This is a genomic window from Actinomadura logoneensis (assembly GCF_003428695.1).
Taxonomy (GTDB): Bacteria; Actinomycetota; Actinomycetes; order Streptosporangiales; family Streptosporangiaceae; genus Spirillospora; species Spirillospora logoneensis.
The window spans coordinates 1-876 of record NZ_QURH01000428.1 but is presented as its reverse complement, the minus strand read 5'-3'; the positions used below and the strand labels follow the sequence as shown (position 1 = coordinate 876).

Annotated in this window: 2 protein-coding genes; both read left to right on the top strand. The window is 77.6% G+C overall.

The genetic code is table 11. The features are described from left to right. Positions 1-101 precede the first annotated feature (101 nt). Positions 102-626, top strand: coding sequence for a SigE family RNA polymerase sigma factor (locus tag DZF91_RS23105; protein WP_117359484.1), 525 nt, complete (start codon positions 102-104; stop codon positions 624-626). Beyond that, on the top strand, positions 616-876 hold a 261-nt coding region (locus DZF91_RS23100; RefSeq protein WP_147341290.1), incomplete at its 3' end, for a hypothetical protein. The genes DZF91_RS23105 and DZF91_RS23100, both read left to right, overlap by 11 nt.

Below are 876 nucleotides of genomic sequence, written 5' to 3'. Positions count from 1 at the left end.
CGGCCCCGGTGCCGCCGAAGGCCGTGCCCGCCGCCCCGGGACGCGGCGCGCCGGCGCACCGGCCGACCTCCGGCGCGTTCTAGGGGCGCGGTCTGTCCACCTTGAGCATTCGGAAGGCCCGCGGCACGGCGGACACGTTCGAGGAGTTCGTGGCCGCCACCGCGGGCCGCCTGCTGCGCACCGCCGTGTTCCTCGTCCACGACCGGCACCTGGCCGAGGACCTCCTCCAGGTCGCCTACGAACGCGTCGCCCGGCGCTGGCGGCGGCTCGCGGACGGCGATCCCGAGGCGTACGCCCGCCGCATTCTGGTGAACCTCGCGATCGACGAGGGCAAGCGCCGGGCGCGCCGCCGCGACCTGCCCGCCGGGAGCGTCACCGACCTCGACCGCCTCGCCGGACGCGATCCGCACCAGGCACCGTCCGGCGACGGCGAGCTGGAGGCGGCGCTGCGCGCCCTGCCCGCCCAGCAGCGCGCCGTGGTCGTCCTCCGCTACTGGTGCGACCTCGGCGAACGCGAGATCGCCGACACCCTCGGCATCAGCCGGGGCACCGTGAAGAGCCACACCGCGCGCGCCATGGCGGCGCTGCGCGCGCACGTCCGGGAGGGCCGCACGCATGGACGATGAACTCGGCGCCGCCCTGCGCGACCACTTCCGCCGTGCCGCGGACGACATCCAGCCGGACGCCGCGCTCCTCCACCGCCTGCGCGAGACGGCGTCCGCCTCGCGCGACAACGCGTCCTTCCCGCGGCGCGTCCTCTCCCTCGCCCATCACGACTCCCTCGCCCATCACGACGCCGACGCGGCGTCGCCGCGGGCCGGGCGGGGCGCTTCGCGGCGCGCGTGGTGGACGGCCGCGGCCGTGGGCGCGGCGGTG